The organism is Streptomyces sp. NPDC054883, assembly GCF_053610645.1.
The window spans coordinates 1-19,508 of the sequence record NZ_JBSGYT010000053.1 but is presented as its reverse complement, the minus strand read 5'-3'; the positions used below and the strand labels follow the sequence as shown (position 1 = coordinate 19,508).

Here is a 19,508-nt window from a genome sequence, read left to right as displayed (position 1 = left end):
CAACATCGCGGAGCGGTCCGCAACTGTCCACGCCCGTCAGGCATCACCTACTTACACAACGGAGAACAACCGGGGGGCCGCCATGTACCGCCAGAAGGCAATAGTCCGCACGCTGGGAGTCGCCACCGCCGTCGCGCTCGCCGCGACCGCCTGCGGGCCGCAGAAGCCGGGGGCCGCGGGGTCCCCTTCGACGGCCCCGTCCGCGCCCACGGCGGTTTCCTCCCCCTCCCCCTCCGCGTCCGCCACGGACGACGGCAAGGCCGCCTCGCCTTCGGCATCGGCCTCCGCTCCCGCCTCTCCCTCCGCGTCGGCCCCGCAGTCGCCCGCCGTCAAGCCGATCCTGGCCAACGGTGACGAGAGCGACCAGATCCGCGAGCTCCAGGCGCGGCTGCGCCAGCTCAAGCTGATGTCGGTGGCGCCGACCGGTTTCTACGGTTCGAAGACGACCGCCGCCGTCCGCACCTACCAGTCCGGGCACGGCCTGCCCGCCACGGGTTCGGTTGACCAGGCGACCTGGAAGAGCATCGAGGGTGCCAGCAAGAAGCCGACCGAGGAAGAGCTGCGTCCGCCGACCACCAACGAGGTGGACGCGCCGGACCCGCGCTGCATGCAGGGCCGGGTCATGTGCATCAGCAAGGAGAGCCGCACCCTCGCCTGGATGATCGACGGCAAGGTCGTCTCCACGATGGACGTGCGCTTCGGGTCCGAGAACACGCCGACCCGCGAGGGCGAGTTCAAGGTGGAGTGGAAGGCCAAGGACTGGGTGTCGACGATCTACCACACGCCGATGCCGTACTCGATGTTCTTCAGTGAGGGCCAGGCGGTCCACTACTCGTCGGACTTCGCCGCCCGCGGCTACGCCGGTGCCTCGCACGGCTGCGTGAACGTCCGGGACAAGGGGAAGCTGTCGTCCCTGTTCGATCAGGTCAAGGTCGGCGACAAGGTCGTCGTCTACTGGTGAGACCGGCGGCTGCGGCCGGGGTCGACGTAGAGGGCGCGGGCGGGGCCGGGGGAACGTGCCCCGCCCGCGCCGGTTGCGCAGAGCCCAGGGGTACGGGGGGAACCCCGGCTCATGCGCGGCCGATGACCAGTCGGCTCGTTCTGTACTGCGCCGGCGGGTCGAAAAGTGTTACAGCCAGGTGTGACGGTGTCCGTCAGGCCGGCGTGCGGAAGCGGAGCGAGCCGCCCGGGAGCAGGGTCGGGGCCGGCAGGACGCCTCCCGGGCCGGGGCCGGGGGTGCCCGCGTCGGGGCCGTTCGCGCCGCTCTTGGTGGTGCCGCCGGGCCCGTCCAGCAGGCCGTCGCAGTAGTGCGGGACCTGCGCCAGGGTCGTGGCCAGCCTGATCAGCTTCTCCCGGCGGTCGCCGGTGAGCCGGCCCGCGCGGTAGTCGCCGCACAACTCCTTCCCCTGGAGCCGCAGCTCCTTGTCCTTCTCCCTGTCCGCGTCCTTGTCCTTGCCTGCGCTGCCGGTCGTCCCGGACGTGCCGTCGGCGAGGCCGTCGTGGCCGCCGGAGCCGTCCGGGCCCGTGGTGGCGGTGCCGGTGCCGGCCGGTCCCGAGGTGAACCCGGAGGCGCCCCCGGGGTCCTTGCGCCCGTCGGTGCCCGGCAGCCGCGAGGCGCCGGGGGAGGGCGTTGCGCCGTCGCCGTCCCGCAGCGGGGTCGGCCGCAGCGGCGGGGCGGGGGTGAAGCCCGAGGCGTCACCGGACGGCGCGGGATCCGCGTCGGCGCTGACCGAGACGGCGGGCTTGGGAGCGGCGGAATCGTGCGTGGAGCCGTCCAGCAGACCACTGGCCGCCGCCGCGAGGCCGCCGACGGCGACGCTCGCCAGTGCGGCCGCGAGCCCGAGGCGCAGCGGGGTGCCGCGGCGCCGCTGCGCGGGTATCCGTACGAGCGGTGCGGGCGACAGGTCGACCAGGGGCTCGTCGGCGAAGGCGCGCCGGTCCGGCTCCGCGCGCGGGGGGTCCTCGGCGCGGGCGCCGGCGGCGCGGGCCGCGCGGAAGGCGGCCAGCGCGGCGGCCTCGCCGGGCAGTTCCCGCCCGACGGGCACCGGCGGGACCAGTGCCGTCAGGGCTGCGCGCAGCCGCGCGGCGTCGGCCCGGGTCTGCTGGTCGGCGTCCGGCCCCACCGGCGGTTCCCGGCGCAGCAGTCGCTCCGCCGCGGCGCTGTCCAGCCACTTGTTGCGCTCGTCGGCCATCACATGTCCTTCTGCGTCCGCCAACGTGAATGCGTCACACCGGTTTGTTCCACGAGGCCCGTGCTCCGGCCGCGCTGCGCCGGTACGGCGTCGAGATCGCGAACGCCCGCGCCGCCCCGTGGCGGGCTCCCGGCATTATGACCGAAGGGGAGGGCCGCCTCCTTGTCCGGTGCGGGAGCGCCGGGGCCGCCGCCGGTCCCGTCCGCCGTGGCGTCGAGTTCCGTGCCCAGCAGTTCCGCCAGCTTCTTGAGTCCCCGGTGCGCGGCGGTGCGTACGGCGCCGGGCCGCTTGCCGAGCGTCTCGGCGGCGCTCTTCGCGTCGAGGCCGACGACCACGCGGAGCACGACGGCCTCGGCCTGGTCCTGCGGGAGCTGCGCTATCAGCGCCATGGTCGAGCTGGTGGAGAGCGACTCCATCGCCGCGCCCGCGGTGTCGCTGTCGGCGGCGTGGCCGGTGAGTTCGCTGTCGTCCCCGCCGATGGCGGGGCGGCGGCCGCGCATGCGGATGTGGTCGAGGGCCCGGTTGCGGGCGATCCGGGCGGCCCAGCCGCGGAACCGGTCGGCGTCGCCGGTGAAGGAATCGAGGTCGCGGGCGATCTGCAGCCAGGCCTCGGACGTGACGTCCTCCGCCTCACCGTCGCCGACCAGCGTGCGTACGTATCCGAGCAGGCGCGGGTGCACGGCGCGGTACACAGTACGGAACGCGTTCTCGTCGCCGTCTTGTGCCGCGAGCACCGCGGCGGTCAGCTCCGCGTCGTCCCCCAGCAAAGTCCCCAACCCGTTCACTGTCCTGTACGTGTGGCGCAAATCCGCACGTTACGGCCTTCAAGTACGTCTCGTCCACGAGTTGTACAACCAGCAACCAACCCTGCGCGGAGCGGGGTGTGACAGAAAACGCATCCTGGGCGCTGACATGGATACGGGCTTGTCGCACGAGTCCGTATCGGACGGCGACCGGGGCCTCTCCTGTGGGGGGTGGCGGCCTCGGTCGTCTTCCCCTGTTCGTCCTGGTCATGCATGCCCGGGTCATCCTTTCGGCTCACTTCCGGGTGAAATCCTCGAATCGGCACGCCACACGCTGCCCTGCATCGCTAGCGTGGCGGTACACCCGCGCCGCGCCCCGAGGAGCCCCCCGCTGTCCAGCCACTTTCCGGCACAGGTCCATGGGGGCACCGGAGCCCCTCCCGGACATGGTCCGGGGAAGAAGTCTGGGGGAAGCTCCGGCGCTCCGGTACCCGTCGGCGCCCACGGCCCGGGTCTCGCCCGGTTCAACGCGCTGCCCCACGACACGGCCCGGGCGGCCCTGCTGCACTGCTGCGGAAGCGGGCGCTGGGCCCACCGGCTGGCCGTCCACCGCCCCTACCCCGACCTCGCCGCGCTGCTGGCCGCGGCCGACGAGGCGTCGTACGACCTCTCCCAAGGCGACCTGACGGGGGCTCTGGCCAGCGAGTGCTCGGCGGAGCTGGCGCACGGCGCCTCGTACGCCGCGCTCCTCGCACTGGACGCGGCGCGCGCGGAGTACGAGCGGACCTTCGGCCACGCCTTCGTGATCTGCCTGGACGCGCACCCGCCGGAGGAGCGGGCGGACGCGCTGCTGGCGGCGATCCGGCGGCGCATGGCCCACGAGACGGACGAGGAACGCGCGATCTCGGCGGACGAGCTGCGCCGCCTCGCCCAGGCCCGGCTCGTCCGGCTGCTGGAGCGGTTGCCGACCGTCCCGGCCGGGCAGGTCCCGCCCGGCGGCCCGCCGGACGGCCCGTCCGCTGCCGATTTCGGGCTATTTGCACCTGTGGGATAGCCCGTCCGTGCCTGTTTGATCACACCGATGGACCCGGCGCAAGGGAACCGACAAAGCGTCGCTACGATGTCCGGGGCCGGTGGACCGTACCCGGCCGGGCCCGACCGACAAAGAAGCCGGCTGGCCCCCGCCCCGCTTCCGGAGGGTTTTCCGTGCCGGCTGGAACGTTGTACCGCGGCCGGGAAGGAATGTGGTCCTGGGTGGCTCATCGAGTCACCGGCGTCCTCATCTTCTTCTTCCTGTTCGTACACGTCCTCGACACCGCTCTCGTCCGCGTCTCCCCCGAGGCGTACGACGATGTCGTGGCTACCTACAAGACCCCGATCGTCGCGCTGTTGGAGTACGGCCTCGTGGCCGCCATCCTCTTCCACGCGCTCAACGGTCTGCGTGTGATCGCCGTGGACTTCTGGTCCAAGGGCCCGCGTCTCCAGAAGCAGATGCTCTGGACCGTGCTGGTCGTCTGGATCGTGCTGATGGCCGGGGCCGTGTACCCCGTCCTGCACCACGCCTACCTTGAACTGTTCGGGAAGTGACACGCATGCCTGAAAAGAGCACAGTTTCTGGCACTTCTTCCGCTGCAGTCATCGGCTCCGTGGAGGGCGTCTCCCTCTACGACGTCGACAACCCGGCGCCGTACATCGAGGCCCCGCGCAAGCGCACCGGCAAGACGCCGCGCTCGACCCGCGGCAACTTCGAGATGGCCGCGTGGCTCTTCATGCGCCTCTCGGGCATCGTCCTGGTGGTGCTGGTCATCGGCCACCTGCTCATCCAGCTGGTGCTGGACGGCGGCGTCAGCAAGATCGGCTTCGCCTTCGTGGCCGGCCGCTGGGCGTCCCCCTTCTGGCAGGTCTGGGACCTGCTGATGCTGTGGCTGGCCATGCTGCACGGCTCCAACGGTCTGCGTACGGTCATCAACGACTACGCGGAGCGCCCCGGCACGCGGCTGTGGCTGAAGGGCCTGCTCTACACCGCCACGGTGTTCACCATCCTTCTGGGCACGCTGGTGATCTTCACCTTCGACCCGAACATCCGCTAGGCACGGGCTGAGGCGAATCGACTCATGAAGATCCACAAGTACGACACCGTCATCGTCGGCGCCGGCGGCGCGGGCATGCGCGCCGCCATCGAGGCGACGAAGCGCAGCCGCACCGCCGTGCTGACGAAGCTCTACCCCACCCGCTCCCACACGGGCGCCGCGCAGGGCGGCATGGCCGCCGCGCTCGCCAACGTGGAGGACGACAACTGGGAGTGGCACACCTTCGACACGGTCAAGGGCGGTGACTACCTGGTCGACCAGGACGCCGCCGAGATCCTGGCGAAGGAGGCCATCGACGCGGTCCTCGACCTGGAGAAGATGGGCCTGCCGTTCAACCGCACCCCGGACGGCACCATCGACCAGCGCCGCTTCGGCGGTCACTCCCGCAACCACGGCGAGGCGCCGGTCCGCCGGTCCTGCTACGCCGCGGACCGCACCGGCCACATGATCCTCCAGACGCTGTACCAGAACTGCGTCAAGGAGGGCGTGGAGTTCTTCAACGAGTTCTACGTCCTCGACCAGCTGCTGGTCGAGGTCGACGGTGTGAAGAAGTCCGCGGGCGTCGTCGCGTACGAGCTCGCGACCGGCGAGATCCACGTCTTCCAGGCGAAGTCCGTGATCTACGCCTCGGGCGGCACCGGCAAGTTCTTCAAGGTGACCTCCAACGCGCACACCCTCACGGGTGACGGCCAGGCGGCCTGCTACCGCCGCGGCCTGCCGCTGGAGGACATGGAGTTCTTCCAGTTCCACCCGACGGGCATCTGGCGCATGGGCATCCTGCTGACGGAGGGCGCCCGCGGTGAGGGCGGCATCCTCCGCAACAAGGACGGCGAGCGCTTCATGGAGAAGTACGCGCCGGTCATGAAGGACCTCGCGTCCCGTGACGTCGTCTCGCGCTCCATCTACACCGAGATCCGCGAGGGCCGCGGCTGCGGTCCCGCCGGTGACCACGTGTACCTGGACCTGACGCACCTGCCGCCGGAGCAGCTCGACGCGAAGCTGCCGGACATCACCGAGTTCGCCCGTACGTACCTCGGCATCGAGCCGTACACGGACCCGATCCCGATCCAGCCCACCGCGCACTACGCCATGGGCGGCATCCCGACCAACGTCGAGGGTGAGGTCCTGGCGGACAACACCACCGTCGTCCCGGGTCTGTACGCGGCCGGCGAGGTCGCCTGCGTCTCCGTCCACGGCGCGAACCGCCTGGGCACCAACTCGCTGCTGGACATCAACGTCTTCGGCAAGCGCTCGGGCATCGCCGCGGCCGAGTACGCGCACGAGAACGACTACGTCGAGCTGCCCGAGAACCCGGCGCAGCAGGTCATCGACCTGGTCGAGCAGCTGCGCGGCTCCACGGGCAACGAGCGGGTCGCGGACCTGCGCCTGGAGCTCCAGGAGACGATGGACGCGTGCGTGATGGTGTTCCGCACGGAGCAGACCATCAAGACCGCGGTCGAGAAGATCGCGGAGCTGCGCGAGCGCTACAAGAACGTGTCCGTCCAGGACAAGGGCAAGCGCTTCAACACGGACCTGCTGGAGGCCATCGAGCTGGGCAACCTGCTCGACCTGGCCGAGGTCATGGCCGTGTCCGCGCTGGCGCGCAAGGAGTCCCGCGGCGGTCACTACCGCGAGGACTACCCGAACCGCGACGACGTCAACTTCATGCGCCACACCATGGCGTACCGCGAGGTCGGCGACGACGGTAAGGACTCCGTCCGGCTGGACTACAAGCCCGTCGTCGTCACCCGCTACCAGCCGATGGAGCGTAAGTACTGATGGCCACCCCCACCCTCTCCAAGACGGACGCGATGGAGGCCGCGGCCGCGGCCTCGCCCTTCATCACGGTCACGTTCCGGATCCGCCGCTTCAACCCCGAGATCTCGGACGAGGCGCAGTGGCAGGATTACCAGATCGAGATCGACCCGAAGGAGCGCGTGCTCGACGGTCTCCACAAGATCAAGTGGGACCTCGACGGCACGCTGACCTTCCGCCGCTCGTGCGCGCACGGCATCTGCGGCTCCGACGCGATGCGGATCAACGGCAAGAACAGGCTCGCCTGCAAGACGCTGATCAAGGACATCAACCCGGAGAAGCCCATCACCGTCGAGGCCATAAAGGGCCTCACGGTGATGAAGGACCTCGTGGTCGACATGGAGCCCTTCTTCCAGGCGTACCGCGACGTCATGCCGTTCCTGGTTACGACGGGCAACGAGCCGACGCGCGAGCGTCTGCAGTCCGCCGAGGACCGCGAGCGCTTCGACGACACCACCAAGTGCATCCTGTGCGCCGCGTGCACGTCCTCGTGCCCGGTGTTCTGGAACGACGGCCAGTACTTCGGCCCGGCGGCGATCGTCAACGCGCACCGCTTCATCTTCGACTCGCGCGACGAGGCCGGCGAGCAGCGGCTGGAGATCCTGAACGACAAGGACGGCGTGTGGCGCTGCCGCACGACGTTCAACTGCACCGACGCGTGCCCGCGCGGCATCGAGGTCACGAAGGCGATCCAGGAAGTCAAGCGGGCCCTCATCACCCGCCGCTTCTGATTTCTTGACGCGCCGCTCGCACGGTTCGGCCCTGAGGGGCCTCACCGGCTTCGCGGCGCTGCGCCGGACTCCGTCCGGCGGTCCCGGTTGAGGCCCGTGCCCCCTTGGGGGTGCGGGCCTCAGCCGCGTCCCGGGCCGTTCCGCGTCGACCTCATCCACAGCCGCAAGGTCCGCATGCCCGAGTCCATGGGCCCCGGGAACCTGGACGAGATCCCCGACGCGCTCGGCGAACACGCGGCCGCGTCCCGGCAGGAAGCCCACCGGAGGGACCACATCCGCAACACGCGCGCAGGCGTGGGCAGGAGCCACGGACCTTGTGGGAGAGCCCCCACCCGATCAGGTGAAGCGGACGCTTGCGGGACCTGAGGCTGTCCCCGTCCTACGATGATGTCCTCGACTCAGCCCACGGGAGGCCCGGAATGTCCGCAGCACCCGTCGAGTACCCCGCGTACCCGAACGAGGATCGCCCGCTGACGCTGCTCGAAGCGGCCAACAGCCTCATGCAGAAGGCCCCTGGCTACCGCGTCGAGATCATCGGAGGCCAGCTCACTGTGACGCCGCCTGCGGACATCCCGCACTCCAGGGTGCTCAACAAGATCACCCGTCCGTTCGTCGCGGCAGGCTTGGACGATGGCGAGACGGAGGTTCACCAAGGCATCGGGCTGTGGCTGCCGGACGGGCCGGACGACTTCGCCATTCCGGATCTCGTCGTGGTTGATGCGGACAGCGAAGATCATCTGGTCACAAACAATTGCTACGATCCCGTCGTCTTCCGCCTCGTCCTCGAAGTGACGTCGAGCAACTACAACACCGACCTGCGCTCCAAGGTGGGCGCTTACGCGAGCGCCATGATTCCGCTCTACGTGATCGTGAACCGTCAGCACCAGCGGCTGCACGTGCTCACCGATCCCTTGGACGGTGACTACACCAGCCACCGCCGCGTCTACGCGCCCGGTGAACTGGCGACCCTGCCTGACAGCTTGGGCGCCAAGGTCACCCTCGACGTGGACGAGCTCCTGACAGCGGGTCGGCCACAAACCGCTGGGAAGGCGGACCCACCGAAGCCGGAGGCTTAGGACTCCGCCGCGAAGTCGGTGAAGGCGGCCCAGGCCGCAGGGGTGAGCGTCAGGGCGGGGCGGGCGGTGTCCTTGGAGTCGCGGACGTGCACGGCGGACGGGCAGGCGGCGACCTCGACGCACTGACCGCCGTCGCCTCCGCTGTAGCTGCTCTTCTGCCATGCCACGGCCACCTCGACGCAGTCGCCGCCGGAGCTTCCGCTGTAACTGCTCTTCAACCAGGCCAGTCCGATGCTCATCGCTCTCCTAGCAGCTGTTCGATCCGGCGAGCCGACTCCTTGGGGGTCAGCGCCCATGCCCGGATATTCGCATGCCGCTGCATCATCTCGCTCACCGCCTCCCGTTGCGAGATCACCCAACTGTGGCCCTGCGCCTCGACGTAGCCGAAGAGGCGTCGCTCCGGGGACCCTGCCAGTTTCATGGGCCCTTCCGCGCCTACCGGCTCCTCACACTCCAGCGGCACTACTTGCAGGTCGATGTGCGGTAGTCGCCCCCAGCTCCAATAGGTATCGCAGTTGGTCGCGCCAGACCTCGCCCCCGCCGGTCCGCCGCATGAGTGCACCTTCCTCGAACACGAACGAGAGCGCTGGAGGCGGGTCGCGGTGCAAGAGAACCTGCCGCCCCATTCGGCCCGCCAAGCGACGCTCGGTCTCCGCCACAGGCACCGGTGGGCGATGTGATTCGAGCACGGCCCGTGCGTACGGCTCCGTCTGGAGCAGGCCGTTCAGTATGTGGGTGTCGTACACCCACAAGCTCACCGCCTTCGCCTCGATCGGCGCAAAGTTCCTGAACTGCGGCGCGTACCGCTCCTCCTCCAGGTACGGCACCGTCGCCTTCAGCAGGCCCTCCCCGCCCAGGACGTCGTCCACCTTCTCGATCGTCTCGGCGTCCATCACCCGCTCGCCCCGCTCGAACGCCCCGATGGTCGACGGGGAGAAGTTGGTGTCGCCGCCCAACTGCTGGCGCGACACCCCCCGTTTCTCACCTAGCGTGCGCATCTGGGCTCCCAGCCCGCGCCTGAGCGCCGACGGGAGGGGTTCACTCGGGTTCACAGGCTCGGTCATCGGCTTCACGGCCCTTCACGGATCGCCGTCTGTGACGGCGCGACCACTGTTCAGGCTAGCTCCGGGCCGTCACCCTCTGTGGTGTGAACGAGGAAACCTCCCCCCGCGCGTGGGCCCCGGACTGGGTCCCCGAGTCCGGCTTCCGACTCCGGCTGGCCGGCGTGCACTTCGACGCCGTCCGCATCCAGGGCCAGCTCGGCGAGGAAATCGCCAAGCGGCTCAGCCGGCTCACCGGCCACGACCCCGGGCCCGTCGTCTACGAGCTCAACGGCTTCCGCTGGATGTACTTCCTGCTTCCGCCCGGCACCGCGCGGGAGCGGAGCTGGCCCTCGTACGCCCAGCGGTACACCTCGCGCACCCGGTCCGCCGCCGCCTACGTGGGGGTGCCCGCGCTGTACGGGACGACCTGGCCGCTGGCCTGGCGGTCGCTGCCGACGCCCGGGGCTCCGCACGTCGATCCGGAGGTGCTGGAGAAAGCGATCGGGATGATGCCTTGAACCTGACGCTTGAACCTGTTCAAAAAGAGGTCTACAGTCGACCACGTCAGCAGTTGAACACGTTCAAAGGGGCTGGGGCATGGACCTCACCGTGGTCGCGTACGTCATCTACCTGGTCATCAGCATCGGGCTCACCGCGTGGGTCGCCCGCACCCTCACCCGCAACGGCCGCGTCTTCATCGCCGACGTCCTCCAGGGCAACGAGAAGCTCGCGGACGCCGTCAACCACCTCCTGGTCGTCGGCTTCTACCTGGTGAACATCGGCTTCGTGACCCTGTACCTGCGCTCGGGCGAGACCATCACCGAGGCCCGCGGGCTCTTCGAGGCGCTCTCGGTGAAGCTCGGCGTCGTCCTGCTCGTCCTCGGTGTGATGCACCTCGGCAACGTGTGGGTGCTCAACAAGATGCGCCGCCGCGGCATCATGGAGCGCCGGCAGACCCCGCCGGTCGCCCCCCAGGGGTGGACCGCCCCGGCCGGGGCCTGAGCCCCGATGGCCGCCGCGACCGCGCCGATCCGGCACCTGACCGTCCTCTACGACGCGAACTGCCCGCTCTGCGTGCACATCCGGCACTGGCTGCTCGGACAGCGGTGGCTCGTACCGCTGCGGCTGGTCCCCGCCGGATCGTACGAGGCGCGGCAGCGGTTCCCGGGCCTGGACCACGCGGCGACGCTGCGCCGGATCACCGTGATCGGGAACGCGGGCCAGGTCTGGACCGGCACCGATGCCTTCATCGTGTGCCTGTGGGCCCTGGCCGAGCACCGGCCGAAGGCCAATTGGCTCGCCACCCCGGCGGGCCGGCCCTTCGCCCGGGCCGCCATGTACACCGCCTCCGCCTGGCGGGCCGCGGTCCGTACCGACGGCGCGGCGGAGGCGGAAGAACCGGCCTGTGACGACCAGTGCGCAGCACCCCGATAGGGTCGTACACCGTGACCGATCAGAAGGCTCCGAAGAGCGAACAGACCCGCACCCTCATCCTCGAAACCGCCCTCCGCCTGTTCCAGGAGCGCGGCTTCGACAAGACGACCATGCGGGCCATCGCCAAGGAGGCCGGGGTTTCGGTCGGCAACGCCTACTACTACTTCGGCTCGAAGGAACACCTGGTCCAGGGGTTCTACGACCGGATCGGCGCCGCTCACCAGGCGGCGGTCCGGCCGATCCTGGACAGCGAGACGGACTTGCAGAAGCGCCTCGCGGGCGTCCTGACGAGCTGGCTGGACATCGCGGCGCCGTACCACGAGTTCGCGTCGCAGTTCTTCAAGAACGCGGCCGACCCGGAGAGCCCGCTCAGCCCCTTCTCGCCCGAGTCGGAACCCGCCCGCAAGGCGGCGATCGACATGCACCGCGAGGTGCTGGCGGGTGCGAAGACGAAGGTGCCGGAGGAACTGGCCGACGTACTGCCCGAGCTGATGTGGCTCTCGCAGATGGGGCTCGTCCTGTACTGGGTCTTCGACCGCTCGCCCGACAGCGAGAAGACCCGCCGGCTCGCCGAGCGCGGCGCGCAGCTCACGACGCGGGGCATCGTCCTCGCCCGGTTCCGGGTGCTGCGGCCGCTGGTGCGGGAGGTCCACGAACTGTTCGCGGACTTCCTGCCGGGCATGGCGCAGACCGCGGTCTCCCGCAAGAAGCGCGCCTCCGACCCGCACCCCGGGGAGGGGTCGTAGCCGGAGGCGGGCCGCTGCGTCAGAGCCAGTTGAGTTCCGACAGGCGCCAGACGCCCGTACCGTCGGAGAGGTACTGCGCTCCGCTGACGGCGTCCCGGGACATCACGTAGTCCTTCTTCTGCCAGATCGGCAGGATCGGGATCTGCTGGGCGACCAGCTTCTGGAGCTCGCGGAAGTCGACGGCGGCGTCGCCCCGGTCCGAGTGTCCGCGGGTGCGGGCGATCAGGTCGTCCACGGTCTTGTCGGAGTAGCCGTTGTTCATGCTGGATCCGGTGGCGACGAGCGGGGCGATGAAGTTGTCCGCGTCCGGGAAGTCGGCGATCCAGCCCAGGGTGTATGCGTCGAACTCGCCGGCCGCGTACCGCTTCTGGTAGTCCTGGAAGGTTGCGACCGTCTTGATCTTCACCTGGAACAGGCCGGTGGCGGTGAGCTGCTTGGCGATCGCGTCGGCTTCCTCGACGTTGGCGCCCCGCTCGTTGACCCCCAGGGTCAGCGACACCGGAGCGTCGATCCCGGCGTCCTTGAGGAGCTTCTTCGCCGTCGCCTCGTCGGGCTTGGGGTAGGTGTCGAAGAACGGCGTGCTGTGTCCGGCGACCCCGGCCGGGACGAGGGAGTAGAGCGGGGTCACCGTGCCCTTGTGGATCTCGGCGGCCAGCTTGGAGCGGTCCAGGACGGCGGCCACGGCCTGCCGCACGGCGGGCTTGGCGACGGTCGAACCGGGCCGGACGTTGAAGATCATGATGCGGGTCTCGGTGCCGCCGGAGACCTGGTAGCGGGTGTCCGCCAGGCCCGGGCCGAGGCCCGCGAGCACCTCGGGCGGCATGTCGCGGTGGGCGACGTCGATCTTCCGGTCCGTCCAGGCCTTGTTGAGTTCGTCGGAGCCCTTGAAGTACTTGACGCTGACGGGGGCGAGGGCGGGCTTGGCCTGGCCCTTGTACGCCGGGTTGGGCTTGAGGTCGGCGCTCGTGCCGGCCTGGTACCCGGCCAGCGTGAAGGGGCCCGAGCCGTCGACCTCGGTGCCCTCGCGCAGCGCCTTGGCCGGGTACGCGTCCTTGTCGACGATCGAGGCCGCGCCCGTCGCGATCTTGAAGGGGAAGGTGGCGTCGGGGGCGGAGAGGTTGAAGGTGACGGTGCGGCCCTCGGCCTTGACCGATTCCAGGGTGTCGAAGAGCGAGGCCGGACCCTGGTCCGCCTTGATCGTCTTGATCCGGTCGAAGGAGAACTTCACGTCGTCGGCGGTGACCGCGCGCCCGTTGGAGAACTTCACCTCCGGGCGGAGCTGGCACTGGTAGGTGATGAGCTTCTGCCCGACGAACGCGCACTCGGACGCGGCGTCCGGGACCGGCGTGTCCGAGCCCGGCTTGATGGTCAGCAGCGACTGGTAGACGTTGCTGAACAGGGCCCAGGAGCCCGCGTCGTACGCCCCGGCCGGATCGAGGCTGGAGACGGAGTCGCTGGTGCCGACCCTGATGGCGCCGCGGCCCTCGCCGTCGGGCATCAGCTGCCACGCCGCGACGCCGCCCGCCGCCACCAGGACGAGACCGGCCGCGATGATCTTCGGTCTGACAGACCGCATCCCCTGACCCCGCTATTCACACTAGGTACTCCGATTATCGGTCACCCAATCACGGAATACCGGCCACCGGAAGGCCCGTTATGCCTGCTCAGGCCTGGTATGAGGCAAGTTCGACCACAGTGATGTCCGACGGCGCGCCGACCCTGACGGGCGGCCCCCAGGCGCCCGCGCCGCGCGACACGTACAGCTGTGTGTCCCCGTAGCGCTCCAGTCCGGCGACGGTCGGGTTGGCGAGTTCGGCGATGTAGTTGCCGGGCCAGAGCTGACCGCCGTGGGTGTGGCCGGAGAGCTGGAGGTCCACGCCGTGCCGGACGGCGTCGTGGATGACGACCGGCTGGTGCGCGAGGAGCACCGCGGTCCGGGAACGGTCGCGGTCGCCGAGGGCCGCCCGGAAGTCGGGGCCGTGGCCCTCGCTCTCCCCCTGGACGTCGTTGACCCCGGCGAGGTCGAAGTACGGCAGGGCCCGACGGGCGTTCTCCAGGGGCTGGATGCCGAGTTCGCGGACGTGGTCGACCCACTGCTGGGCGCCCGAGAAGTACTCGTGGTTTCCGGTGACGAAGAAGGAACCGTGCCGGGCCCTGAGCCCGCGCAGGGGTTCGGCGGCCGGGCCCAGGTCGTGCACGCTGCCGTCGACGAGGTCGCCGACGATGGCGATCAGGTCGGGCTGGGTGCGGTTGACGGTCTCGACGATGCGGGTGGTGTGCGCCCGCCCGAGGATCGGGCCGAGGTGGATGTCGCTGACGACGGCGATCCGGAAGCCGTGCGCGGCGCGGGGCAGCTTGGCCAGGGGCACCTGCACGCGCTTGACGCGCGGCCCGCGCAGCACCCCGTAGGTCCCCGCGCCGACGGTGCCGAGGGCGGCGGCGGCCGCGGCCCCGCCCACCGTGCGCGCGACGAACCGCCGCCGAGTGAGGTCGGCGGAGGCGGCCGCGGAGGCGACGGCGGGCTCCGGGGCTTCGGCCGGCTCCGCCGCCGGGGGCGCAGCCGGTACGGGGGCGGGCACGGGAGCGGGAGCGGACTCCCGGGCGGCGGACCGGCGGAGCCAGATCCGCCGCACCGGCTCGGCCACCAGCATCGCCAGCGTCAGGTACAGCAGCACCGCCAGCCACATGAACCCGGGCCAGGCCACCGCCCGCTGGAGCCAGAACGGCGCACCCGCGTGCCCCGCCACCAGCGCCGCGACGGCGAGCACCGGCAGGGCGAACGCCAGCACGGTGCCCGCCCGGCGGACCGGTCCACCCGGTCGGGTGGTGTCACGGACCAGCCGGGCCCACAGCCACCGGTGCACCAGGGCCAACAGGAGCAGTACCGCGAGCGCGACGGCCGCGAAGACGAATACGGTCATCGTGACTCACGCCGCAGCGCCCGCACGCCGCGCAACCCGATCACCCCAACGGCCGTCCCCAGGAGAAAGGACGTCACCGCGAGGAGAAGGTGGACCCAGAAGTACGCCGTAGGGTCACCGGCCGCGTCGAAGGACAGGCCGCTTCCGTTCTTCCACAAATTCCGGACGAAGGTCACCCAGATGAACCAGCTCCACACTCCGAAGGCGAGCAGGAACCAGGAGGCGGCGCGGCTGAGTTTCATGCCCTCAGTATCGGTTTCGCCGTCCGGACGGACACGCCGGGGTGGGCTGTACCGGCGGTGGTTGCGGCGGGTTGACCTGCCCGTGGCCGGGGTCGGCCCATCGGGATGTACGTTCACCTGCGTGTCTGCAAAGAAGACCGCGCTGACGGTCCTTTCCGCCGCGCTGCTGGTCCCCGCGATGCTCTCGGCCCCCGCGCACGCCGACCCGGCGGCGCCGTCGGCGCGGCCGGCGCGGCCGGGTGACGGGAAGGGCAAGCAGCGCCAGGCACCCGCGCCGCCCTCGTCGATGTCCAGCGTCGGCGGCGCCGCACTCGGCCAGCCCGGTACCCAGGTGACCCTGCTGCCCGGGGCGCCCGCCCTGCCGGCGAACCTCACGGGACGGTCCTGGATCGTGGCGGACGCCGATACCGGCGAGGTGCTGGCCGCGCACAACTCGCACTGGCGGCTCCCGCCGGCCTCCACGATGAAGATGCTGTTCGCGGACACGGTGCTGCCGAGCCTCCCCAAGGACCAGGTGCACAAGGTGAGCGAGCAGGAGATGGCCGACGTCGGCGCGGGCAGCAGTCTGGTCGGGGTCAAGGAGGACGCCGAGTACACCGTCCACGACCTGTGGCTCGGGGTCTTCCTGCGGTCGGGCAACGACGCGGTGCACGTGCTGTCGGCCATGAACGGCGGCATCGAGAAGACCGTCAAGGACATGCAGGCGCACGCCGAGGAGCTCCAGGCCCTCGACACGCACGTGGTCTCCCCCGACGGGTACGACGCCCCCGGCCAGGTGTCGAGCGCGTACGACCTCACCCTCATCGCCCGCTCCGGTCTCCAGAAGCAGGACTTCCGCGAGTACTGCGGCACCGCGAGCGCCCAGTTCCCCGGCAGGCAGGAGGGGGGCAAGCCGCGCGACTTCTTCGAGATCCAGAACACCAACCGGCTGATGACGGGCGCGGGCGGCATCTCCCCGTACAAGGGCATCGCCGGGGTGAAGAACGGCAACACCAGCATGGCCGGTTCCACCTTCACCGGCGTGGCCCAGCGCGGCAACAGGAAGCTCCTGGTCACGGTGATGAACCCGGACGCCGGTGGGATCAATTCGGTGTACGAGGAGACCGCCGAGCTCTTCGACTGGGGCTTCGCGGCGGCCGGGAAGGTCAAGCCGGTCGGTCAGCTGGTGCCGCCGAAGAGCGCGGACACCAAGTCGAAGGGTGCGCCCGCCCGGTCGCACGAACAGAACCGGGCGGCGGCCGGCGCCGACCCGGGCGACAGCGGTCTGGGCACCGCGCTGGGGATCGCGGGCGGGGTGCTGGCCGCGCTGGCGGGCGGCACGTTCGCCTTCAACCGGCGGTGGCCGCCGGGCCGGCGGGGCCGCCGCTCGCCGGACGAGGACCTCGTGTAGGAGCGGCGGGGCCGCCGCCGTCGCGCGCGGCGTTCTCGGCGCGCGCGTCGTCCGTCCCGGCGCGGTCGGGCCCGGTGGCCGGCTCCGGGTGGCCGGTGGCCGTCCACGCGGCGCAGAAGAGCAGCAGCTTGGCCGTGAAGTTGATCCAGAGCAGCAGGGCGATCGGCACGCCGAAGGCCCCGTACATGCTCTTCCCGGCTACCTCCCGGATGTATCCGCTGAGCAGCAGCTTCAGCAGCTCGAACCCGGCCGCGCCGATGAGGGCCGCCTGGATCAGCCGGCCGCGCGGCGGTTCGACCCCGGGCAGCAGGGTCAGCAGGTAGAGCAGCAGCAGGAAGGCGGCCACCACGCCGACCAGGAAGGCGCCCGTACGCAGGACCACCCCGCCCGCGCCGTGCCGGGGGACGCCGAGCAGGTCGCCGAACTTGCCGACCGCGCTGGACCCGACGATCGAGGCGGCGGCCGAGGCCAGTCCGGCGCCGCCGAGCCCGAGGAGCACCAGCGCGTCCTTGCCCTTGCGGACGACGGGGTTGCCCTGGTCCTCGTCGTCCTTGTCCCAGACGGCCCGCAGGCAGTCGCGCATCGAGCCGACCCAGCCGATGCCGGTGAGGAGCAGCAGGCCGGCCGCCACGAGTCCGACGGTGCCCGCGTTCGCGACGAGTGCGTTGAGGTCGAGCTGGTCGGAGATGCCGGGGACCTGCTGGGCGAGGGTGTGCTGGAGGCGGTCCAGCTGCTCCTGGCTGAGGAGTGCCGCGCCGATGGCGGCGGCCACGGTGATCAGCGGGAAGAGCGCGAGGAAGCTGATGAAGGTGATCGCGGCGGCGAGCCGGGACCAGTGGACGCGGTCGAGCCGCTCGTACGAACGCCAGGCGTGCGTCCGCATCAGGGCTGCCACCAGCGGCCCGATCCACGGGATCTTCGTCAGCCAGTCCATGGGGTCACCGTCAGCCAGTCGGGAGGTCACCATAAGTGGAGTGCCGGAAATAGCCGGGATTGCACCACTTTGGTACTACGGTCGTCGATTGTGACTTTTCGCCATGCGCACTCGATGGGGCGTCCGTTTCACGCCCTGGTCCTACGGAGGCTCAGGTTCGGCACGGTCCAGGCCCTGCGGCCGCTCCGTCAGGAGCGCCGTATGACCGCTTCGGCCGTCTCGTTCGCCGGGGAGCCCGACTGCGCCGGAACGCCCGCCGGGCCGGGCCCGAAAGGGTACTCGCGCAGCTTCCGCCAGACGCCGTCCGAGCCCTGCTCGTAGAGCGCGAAGCCGCCGCACAGCCACTCGGCGGAGTAGTCCGCGAGCGTGCCGAACGCCAGGTCCATCGCTTCCTCGGAAATCCCGTGGGCGACGGTCACGTGCGGGTGGTACGGAAACGCCAGCTCCCGGTCGAGCGGCCCCTCGGGATCGCGCAGCCGGCCCTGGAGCCGGGTGCAGCCGGAGCCGCCCTCCACGACCTGGACGAAGACGACCGGCGAGAGGGGACGGAAGGTTCCCGTGCCCTCCAGCCGCATCGCGAAGGCGCGGAAGCCCGCCGCGACCTCGGCGAGGTGGGCCCGGACAGCCGGGAGCCGGTCCCCGTCCACCTCGGTGGGCGGGACGAGGGTGACGTGCGTGGGGATGCCGTGCGCGGCGACGTCCCCGAAGCCGGCGCGCAGCTCCTGGAGCTGGCTGCCGTACGGCTCCGGGACCGCGATCGAAACGCCGAGCGTTACGGTCCCCACGTCTGTCTCCTCCGTCTGTCGCTTCCGTCTGTCGCGGTCCGCCTCAGTGTGGCGGTACCGGCCCCCGGACCGCCAGGGCTGTCGCCGGTCAGTGCTTGGCGGGCAGGAAGCCGAGCCGGTCGTACGCCTGGGCCAGGGTCTCGGCGGCGACCGCCCGGGCCTTCTCCGCGCCCTTGGCCAGCACGGAGTCCAGGGTCTCCGGGTCGTCCAGGTACTCCTGGGTGCGCCGGCGGAACGGTGTGACGAAGTCGACCATCACCCCGGCGAGGTCGGTCTTGAGCGCGCCGTACCCCTTGCCCTCGTACGCGGCTTCGAGGGCGGGGACGGACTCGCCCGTGAGGGTGGAGTAGATCGTGAGCAGGTTGCTGACGCCGGGCTTGTGCACGGCGTCGAAGCGGATCTCGGCCTCGGTGTCGGTGACCGCGCTCTTGATCTTCTTCTCGGTGACCTTGGGCTCGTCGAGGAGGTTGATCAGGCCCTTGGGGGACGACGCGGACTTCGACATCTTGCTCGCCGGGTCCTGGAGGTCGTAGATCTTCGCGACCTCCTTGACGATGTGCGCGGCGGGCAGGGTGAAGGTCTGGCCGAACCGCTGGTTGAAGCGCTCGGCCAGGTCGCGGGTGAGCTCGATGTGCTGGCGCTGGTCCTCGCCGACGGGGACGGCGTTCGCCTGGTAGAGCAGGATGTCGGCGACCTGGAGGATCGGGTACGTGAAGAGGCCGACGGTGGCGTTGTTGACGCCGCCCTTGGCGGACTTGTCCTTGAACTGCGTCATCCGGCTGGCCTCGCCGAAGCCGGTGATGCAGTTCATGACCCAGCCGAGCTGCGCGTGCTCGGGGACGTGGCTCTGGATGAAGAGCGTGCAGCGCTCGGGGTCCAGGCCGGCGGCGAGCAGCTGGGCGGCGGAGAGCCGGGTGTTCGCGCGGAGGTCCTTCGGATCCTGCGGCATGGTGATCGCGTGCAGGTCGACGACCATGTAAAAGGCGTCGTGCGTCTCCTGCAGGGCGACGTACTGGCGGATGGCTCCGAGGTAGTTCCCGAGGTGGAACGAACCGGAGGTGGGCTGGATGCCGGAGAGCGCGCGAGGACGATCAGAAGCCATGGCTTCATTCTCTCAGGTGTGACGGCGGGCTCGGCCCCGCCGCTGGCCGGAACCTTCCGGCCGGTGACGGCGCCGCCGGTCCCCCGCCGGGGTACCGCCCGGTAGCACCCCGACCGGATCCCACCCCGTCCGAGCGACCGCTTTGCCGGGGCCACGCCGCGCCGCTTCCCGCCGGGCCGGGCCACTCCTGCGGCGGCGCCGCGCGCTTCCCGCCGGGGCCGGGCCACATCAGCCTCGCCGGCGTTTGAGGCGCGGGGTCTGGGG

At 70.6% G+C, this 19,508-nt stretch carries 23 protein-coding genes; 12 read left to right on the top strand and 11 right to left on the bottom strand.

The genetic code is table 11. The features are described from left to right. Positions 1-82: 82 nt before the first annotated feature. Complete coding sequence (locus ACWGH1_RS29595; RefSeq protein WP_453409166.1) at positions 83-961, top strand: L,D-transpeptidase family protein; 879 nt, start codon at positions 83-85, stop codon at positions 959-961. A gap of 193 nt (positions 962-1,154) precedes the next feature. Here the strand turns inward: ACWGH1_RS29595 and ACWGH1_RS29590 are convergent, their stop codons facing one another. Beyond that, positions 1,155-2,192, bottom strand: coding sequence for a hypothetical protein (locus ACWGH1_RS29590; protein ID WP_453355282.1), 1,038 nt, complete (start codon positions 2,190-2,192; stop codon positions 1,155-1,157). Continuing rightward, positions 2,192-2,959, bottom strand: a complete 768-nt coding sequence (locus ACWGH1_RS29585) for an RNA polymerase sigma factor (RefSeq protein ID WP_453355287.1) — start codon at positions 2,957-2,959, stop codon at positions 2,192-2,194. The genes ACWGH1_RS29590 and ACWGH1_RS29585 overlap by 1 nt, the downstream gene beginning before the upstream one ends. Positions 2,960-3,287: 328 nt before the next feature. Between ACWGH1_RS29585 and ACWGH1_RS29580 the strand changes: the two genes are divergently transcribed. From ACWGH1_RS29580 to ACWGH1_RS29555, 6 genes are all read left to right on the top strand, one after another. Next, entirely contained in the window at positions 3,288-3,989 is a 702-nt protein-coding gene (locus tag ACWGH1_RS29580) for a 2-oxo-4-hydroxy-4-carboxy-5-ureidoimidazoline decarboxylase (protein WP_453355283.1), read from the top strand. A gap of 152 nt (positions 3,990-4,141) precedes the next feature. Continuing rightward, positions 4,142-4,522: a succinate dehydrogenase, cytochrome b556 subunit gene (gene sdhC, locus ACWGH1_RS29575; RefSeq protein WP_136217246.1), complete on the top strand. Its 381-nt coding sequence runs from the start codon at positions 4,142-4,144 to the stop codon at positions 4,520-4,522. A gap of 5 nt (positions 4,523-4,527) precedes the next feature. Continuing rightward, positions 4,528-5,025: a succinate dehydrogenase hydrophobic membrane anchor subunit gene (locus ACWGH1_RS29570; protein ID WP_453355284.1), complete on the top strand. Its 498-nt coding sequence runs from the start codon at positions 4,528-4,530 to the stop codon at positions 5,023-5,025. 24 nt (positions 5,026-5,049) lie between these two features. Then, on the top strand, positions 5,050-6,804 hold the full coding sequence (sdhA, locus tag ACWGH1_RS29565) for a succinate dehydrogenase flavoprotein subunit (RefSeq protein ID WP_453355285.1): 1,755 nt from the start codon (positions 5,050-5,052) through the stop codon (positions 6,802-6,804). Next, positions 6,804-7,571, top strand: coding sequence for a succinate dehydrogenase iron-sulfur subunit (locus ACWGH1_RS29560; RefSeq protein WP_453409165.1), 768 nt, complete (start codon positions 6,804-6,806; stop codon positions 7,569-7,571). The genes sdhA and ACWGH1_RS29560 overlap by 1 nt, the downstream gene beginning before the upstream one ends. Before the next feature lie 419 nt (positions 7,572-7,990). Further along, positions 7,991-8,647: a Uma2 family endonuclease gene (locus tag ACWGH1_RS29555; protein ID WP_453354352.1), complete on the top strand. Its 657-nt coding sequence runs from the start codon at positions 7,991-7,993 to the stop codon at positions 8,645-8,647. Here ACWGH1_RS29555 and ACWGH1_RS29550 read toward each other — a convergent pair. Genes ACWGH1_RS29550 through ACWGH1_RS29540 form a run of 3 tightly spaced genes read right to left on the bottom strand, consistent with a single transcriptional unit; the run spans position 8,644 to position 9,711 of the window. Next, complete coding sequence (locus ACWGH1_RS29550; protein ID WP_453354351.1) at positions 8,644-8,886, bottom strand: DUF397 domain-containing protein; 243 nt, start codon at positions 8,884-8,886, stop codon at positions 8,644-8,646. The two genes, ACWGH1_RS29555 and ACWGH1_RS29550, sit on opposite strands and share 4 nt — an antisense overlap. Then, positions 8,883-9,110, bottom strand: coding sequence for a Scr1 family TA system antitoxin-like transcriptional regulator (locus tag ACWGH1_RS29545; protein WP_453354350.1), 228 nt, complete (start codon positions 9,108-9,110; stop codon positions 8,883-8,885). Before ACWGH1_RS29545 ends, ACWGH1_RS29550 begins: the two co-directional genes overlap by 4 nt. Beyond that, positions 9,094-9,711: a helix-turn-helix domain-containing protein gene (locus ACWGH1_RS29540; RefSeq protein WP_453354349.1), complete on the bottom strand. Its 618-nt coding sequence runs from the start codon at positions 9,709-9,711 to the stop codon at positions 9,094-9,096. The genes ACWGH1_RS29545 and ACWGH1_RS29540 overlap by 17 nt, the downstream gene beginning before the upstream one ends. An 83-nt stretch (positions 9,712-9,794) precedes the next feature. Here ACWGH1_RS29540 and ACWGH1_RS29535 point away from each other — a divergent pair, with 83 nt between their 5' ends. The 4 genes from ACWGH1_RS29535 (at position 9,795) to ACWGH1_RS29520 (ending at position 11,870) form a co-directional block, all read left to right on the top strand. Then, positions 9,795-10,208, top strand: coding sequence for a hypothetical protein (locus ACWGH1_RS29535; RefSeq protein WP_453354348.1), 414 nt, complete (start codon positions 9,795-9,797; stop codon positions 10,206-10,208). 79 nt (positions 10,209-10,287) lie between these two features. Then, positions 10,288-10,692, top strand: a complete 405-nt coding sequence (locus ACWGH1_RS29530; protein ID WP_453354347.1) for a hypothetical protein — start codon at positions 10,288-10,290, stop codon at positions 10,690-10,692. 6 nt (positions 10,693-10,698) lie between these two features. Then, positions 10,699-11,124: a thiol-disulfide oxidoreductase DCC family protein gene (locus ACWGH1_RS29525; protein WP_453354346.1), complete on the top strand. Its 426-nt coding sequence runs from the start codon at positions 10,699-10,701 to the stop codon at positions 11,122-11,124. A gap of 11 nt (positions 11,125-11,135) precedes the next feature. Beyond that, positions 11,136-11,870 (top strand): TetR family transcriptional regulator, encoded by a 735-nt coding sequence (locus ACWGH1_RS29520; protein ID WP_453354345.1) that lies wholly within the window; start codon positions 11,136-11,138, stop codon positions 11,868-11,870. Between the two features lie 19 nt (positions 11,871-11,889). Here the strand turns inward: ACWGH1_RS29520 and ACWGH1_RS29515 are convergent, their stop codons facing one another. The 3 genes from ACWGH1_RS29515 to ACWGH1_RS29505 form a co-directional block, all read right to left on the bottom strand. Beyond that, a complete protein-coding gene (locus tag ACWGH1_RS29515; protein ID WP_453354344.1) occupies positions 11,890-13,446 on the bottom strand; it encodes an ABC transporter substrate-binding protein in 1,557 nt (518 codons plus the stop codon). Between the two features lie 88 nt (positions 13,447-13,534). Continuing rightward, positions 13,535-14,791, bottom strand: coding sequence for a metallophosphoesterase (locus ACWGH1_RS29510; protein WP_453354343.1), 1,257 nt, complete (start codon positions 14,789-14,791; stop codon positions 13,535-13,537). Then, complete coding sequence (locus ACWGH1_RS29505) at positions 14,788-15,033, bottom strand: SCO4848 family membrane protein (RefSeq protein WP_136217236.1); 246 nt, start codon at positions 15,031-15,033, stop codon at positions 14,788-14,790. The genes ACWGH1_RS29510 and ACWGH1_RS29505 overlap by 4 nt, the downstream gene beginning before the upstream one ends. A gap of 121 nt (positions 15,034-15,154) precedes the next feature. Here ACWGH1_RS29505 and ACWGH1_RS29500 point away from each other — a divergent pair, with 121 nt between their 5' ends. After that, positions 15,155-16,423, top strand: coding sequence for a D-alanyl-D-alanine carboxypeptidase family protein (locus ACWGH1_RS29500; protein WP_453354342.1), 1,269 nt, complete (start codon positions 15,155-15,157; stop codon positions 16,421-16,423). Here the strand turns inward: ACWGH1_RS29500 and ACWGH1_RS29495 are convergent. The 3 genes from ACWGH1_RS29495 to trpS form a co-directional block, all read right to left on the bottom strand. Beyond that, the gene (locus ACWGH1_RS29495) at positions 16,362-17,357 is read right to left on the bottom strand and encodes a YihY/virulence factor BrkB family protein (RefSeq protein ID WP_453409164.1); all 996 of its coding nucleotides are present in this window, start codon (positions 17,355-17,357) and stop codon (positions 16,362-16,364) included. The genes ACWGH1_RS29500 and ACWGH1_RS29495 overlap by 62 nt on opposite strands. A 188-nt stretch (positions 17,358-17,545) precedes the next feature. Then, positions 17,546-18,142 carry a 2'-5' RNA ligase family protein gene (locus ACWGH1_RS29490; RefSeq protein ID WP_453357050.1) on the bottom strand — a complete coding sequence of 199 codons (597 nt, stop codon included), beginning with the start codon at positions 18,140-18,142 and terminating at the stop codon, positions 17,546-17,548. 88 nt (positions 18,143-18,230) lie between these two features. Beyond that, positions 18,231-19,244: a tryptophan--tRNA ligase gene (gene trpS, locus ACWGH1_RS29485; RefSeq protein ID WP_453357051.1), complete on the bottom strand. Its 1,014-nt coding sequence runs from the start codon at positions 19,242-19,244 to the stop codon at positions 18,231-18,233. Positions 19,245-19,508: the final 264 nt, after the last annotated feature.

Excerpts from the sequence above, each read along its gene's own strand:
- ACWGH1_RS29595 (WP_453409166.1), top strand. The coding sequence starts at position 83 with ATGTACCGCCAGAAGGCAATAGTCCGCACGCTGGGAGTCGCCACCGCC.
- ACWGH1_RS29510 (WP_453354343.1), bottom strand. The coding sequence starts at position 14,791 with ATGACCGTATTCGTCTTCGCGGCCGTCGCGCTCGCGGTACTGCTCCTG.
- ACWGH1_RS29555 (WP_453354352.1), top strand. The coding sequence starts at position 7,991 with ATGTCCGCAGCACCCGTCGAGTACCCCGCGTACCCGAACGAGGATCGC.
- ACWGH1_RS29530 (WP_453354347.1), top strand. The coding sequence starts at position 10,288 with ATGGACCTCACCGTGGTCGCGTACGTCATCTACCTGGTCATCAGCATC.
- ACWGH1_RS29505 (WP_136217236.1), bottom strand. The coding sequence starts at position 15,033 with ATGAAACTCAGCCGCGCCGCCTCCTGGTTCCTGCTCGCCTTCGGAGTG.
- ACWGH1_RS29495 (WP_453409164.1), bottom strand. The coding sequence starts at position 17,357 with ATGGACTGGCTGACGAAGATCCCGTGGATCGGGCCGCTGGTGGCAGCC.
- trpS (WP_453357051.1), bottom strand. The coding sequence starts at position 19,244 with ATGGCTTCTGATCGTCCTCGCGCGCTCTCCGGCATCCAGCCCACCTCC.
- ACWGH1_RS29570 (WP_453355284.1), top strand. The coding sequence starts at position 4,528 with ATGCCTGAAAAGAGCACAGTTTCTGGCACTTCTTCCGCTGCAGTCATC.
- ACWGH1_RS29560 (WP_453409165.1), top strand. The coding sequence starts at position 6,804 with ATGGCCACCCCCACCCTCTCCAAGACGGACGCGATGGAGGCCGCGGCC.
- ACWGH1_RS29515 (WP_453354344.1), bottom strand. The coding sequence starts at position 13,446 with ATGCGGTCTGTCAGACCGAAGATCATCGCGGCCGGTCTCGTCCTGGTG.
- ACWGH1_RS29540 (WP_453354349.1), bottom strand. The coding sequence starts at position 9,711 with ATGACCGAGCCTGTGAACCCGAGTGAACCCCTCCCGTCGGCGCTCAGG.
- ACWGH1_RS29550 (WP_453354351.1), bottom strand. The coding sequence starts at position 8,886 with ATGAGCATCGGACTGGCCTGGTTGAAGAGCAGTTACAGCGGAAGCTCC.
- ACWGH1_RS29590 (WP_453355282.1), bottom strand. The coding sequence starts at position 2,192 with ATGGCCGACGAGCGCAACAAGTGGCTGGACAGCGCCGCGGCGGAGCGA.
- sdhA (WP_453355285.1), top strand. The coding sequence starts at position 5,050 with ATGAAGATCCACAAGTACGACACCGTCATCGTCGGCGCCGGCGGCGCG.
- ACWGH1_RS29525 (WP_453354346.1), top strand. The coding sequence starts at position 10,699 with ATGGCCGCCGCGACCGCGCCGATCCGGCACCTGACCGTCCTCTACGAC.